The organism is Rhodoplanes roseus (assembly GCF_003258865.1).
GTDB lineage: Bacteria > Pseudomonadota > Alphaproteobacteria > Rhizobiales > Xanthobacteraceae > Rhodoplanes > Rhodoplanes roseus.
This window is the reverse complement of the sequence record NZ_NPEX01000552.1, coordinates 1-1,492: the sequence shown is the minus strand read 5'-3', so window position 1 is coordinate 1,492 and position 1,492 is coordinate 1. Positions and strand designations below refer to the sequence as shown.

At 73.9% G+C, this 1,492-nt stretch carries 1 protein-coding gene; it reads left to right on the top strand.

What is annotated here, in order from left to right:
• Window positions 1-119: 119 nt before the first annotated feature.
• Window positions 120-1,492, top strand: a 1,373-nt coding sequence (gene pbpC / locus CH341_RS31175) for a penicillin-binding protein 1C (protein ID WP_245431337.1), incomplete at its 3' end; no start/stop codon positions are given.

Genomic DNA, 1,492 nt, shown 5'->3' with positions numbered 1-1,492 from the left:
CTCGCTCCGCTCCGCTCGTCCACCCTCTCCCGCGAGGGGAGAGGGTTGCGCCGTGCCGTGGGGCTGATGACGGACGGCGGGGCTGGCGCCTCGCCAAACGCGCGGTCCTCGCCGCCGCGGTGCTCGCGGCGGTCGGCTTCGCCTCCGCGGCGATGTGGATCAAATCCCTCGGCCCGCCGCCGCTTGGGAAGGATCTCGCGTGGTCGACCGTGGTGGGCGATCGCGACGGGCGCATCCTGCGGCCCTATGCGACGGCGGACGGGCGGTGGCGGCTGCGGGCGGAGCGCCACAATGTCGATCCGCGCTTCTTCGATCTGCTGTTCGCCTACGAGGACCGGCGGTTCCAGGAGCACGCCGGCATCGATCCTCGCGCCTTCGGCCGGGCCGCGTGGCAGCTCGCGACCCATGGGAGGATCGTGTCCGGCGGCTCGACCCTCACCATGCAGGTGGCGCGCCTGCTGGAGCCGCGGACCGAGCGGTCGCTGGTCGCGAAGCTGCGCCAGGCGGTGCGGGCCGTGCAGATCGAGCGTCGTCTGTCCAAGGACGAGATCCTCGGCCTGTATCTCTCGCTCGCGCCCTACGGCGGCAACCTGGAAGGAATTCGCGCGGCCTCGCTGGCCTGGCTCGGCAAGGAGCCGCGGCGGCTGACGCTCGGCGAGGCGGCGCTGCTGGTGGCGCTGCCGCAGTCGCCCGAGGCGCGCCGGCCCGACCGCTCGCCCGAGACGGCCCGCCGCGCCCGCGACCGGGTCCTCGACCGCATGGCCGCGGCCGGCGTGATCGAGACCGGCGAGATCGACCGGGCCAAGGCCGAGCCGGTGCCGACCGCCCGCCGCCCCATGCCCATGATGGCCCCGCACACGGCCGACCGGCTGGTCGCCGAGAGGCCGCAGGACCAGTCGCATCGCACCACCCTGGAGGGGCCGCTTCAGGCCGCGCTCGAAGCCCTGGCCAAGGACCGCGCCGCCGCGCTCGGCCCCGACATCTCGATCGCCATTCTGGCCGTGGAGCATGCGACCGGCGACGTCTTGGGCCGGGTCGGGTCGGCCGACTTCTTCGACGCCCGCCGGTCCGGCCAGGTCGACATGACGCTGGCGGTGCGCTCGCCCGGGTCGACGCTGAAGCCGTTCGTGTTCGGGCTCGGCTTCGAGGACGGCTTCCTGCATCCCGAGACGCTCCTGGACGACCGGCCGGTGCGCTACGGCGCCTATGCGCCGGAAAATTTCGATCTCACCTTCCAGGGGACCGTGACGGCCCGAAAAGCGCTGCAGCTCTCCCTCAACGTGCCGGCCGTGCAGGTCCTGGACAAGGTCGGCCCCAGCCGCTTCACGGCGCGGCTCGCCCAGGCCGGGGTCAGGCTCGTGCTGCCGGCCGGCGAGGCGCCCGGCCTCGCCATGGGGCTGGGTGGCACCGGTGTGACGCTGGCCGATCTGGTGCGGCTCTATGGCGGGCTGGCGCGGCTCGGCACCACCGTGCCGGTGACGGAGCGCCAGAC